This window comes from Anaerobiospirillum sp. NML120448, from assembly GCF_023050945.1.
Lineage (GTDB): Bacteria > Pseudomonadota > Gammaproteobacteria > Enterobacterales > Succinivibrionaceae > Anaerobiospirillum.
The window spans coordinates 1-1,111 of sequence record NZ_JALKIM010000187.1; the positions used below are offsets into that span (position 1 = coordinate 1).

Annotated in this window: 1 protein-coding gene; it reads left to right on the forward strand. The window is 37.4% G+C overall.

All coding sequences use genetic code 11. The annotated features are described in order from the left end of the window. Positions 1-116: 116 nt before the first annotated feature. Positions 117-1,111 (forward strand): hypothetical protein (locus MXE38_RS12370; protein ID WP_246915520.1); only part of this gene is annotated, 995 nt, incomplete at its 3' end.

Consider the following 1,111-nt stretch of genomic DNA (forward strand, 5'->3'; position numbering starts at 1 on the left):
ATCTTTATGATTTAGCCCAAAAAATTAGTGATCCTAAATGGAAAGGGCGAGGCAATCGCTCTAATACACGTGACATGGAGGAGGCCAAACGACTGCTAAAGATATTAGCGGAAGGAGTGCCTCTAACTAGAGATGGCGACTCACAAGCTGAATACCCTCCAATAATAACATTGGCTGTAGATCTAGCAGTTGCTTTAGGTGAATTGCAAGATGTAATTGAAGCCGAAAAAGCTCGTATGAAAAAGGAGGCTGCTGAAAAGAATATTAGCAGCGGTACTTTTAGGGATACGCAAGATTTCAACTTTGGCGGAATGGTGGGACACTCTCACCCTAATGAAACGTTAAAGAACTTCAATGTACAAGTTGGTTTTAACAATGATGAAGTTGTTATTGATAAGGACAGTCGTAAGGAAGGTGGCTTATATAACTTCACTATTGGAGGAAAGCTTTATGAAAATATCTGTTTGGAGCTTGTATTAACTGGAACCTTTATTAGGCAGTTATTTAATCAATTTGTAACTTCATGTAATGTTCATGCATTCGATCCTGTGTTACTTGTGTTTGCTCTACTAAAAAGTGCCTCACAAGGCTTTAGAGATGATCGTCCTTATGCTGTTAAATCAATTACTGAGCTTTGTAAAGACAACTCATCTGCTCGTAATTTAAGGGATTGGTTAACTAAAGATAGTTTTCATAGGTTTTTCAAGAATTATGCTTCAGTAATTATCCAGCTGGTCTATCATGAAAGTAAGCATCTGATTTCTAAGAAGTCCAATGATTTTTTTGCAAGTGAAATTTTTAAGATGCTTGGAGAAAAGTTTGGCGTTGATGATTTCATACTTCACGACGGCATAACTAATGTAGTTAATAATGAGACTGGCTTGCATTATGACTGTAAAGGCAATGGTTCTTATCAAACAGCCAACAAGTCTCAAGGAAACAAACGCTTTAACTCTTCTGGACGTAATAGCCACACAAAAGATCACTGCGCTTTATCTTTACCAACAAAATGTCCTGTAAACAATACTATAACCAAGGGTACTGCTGGTGAGGCAATGAATGTAGATAGCAAAGCATTAGCTATGCTTGGCAAGATTTGCTTGATAATGGA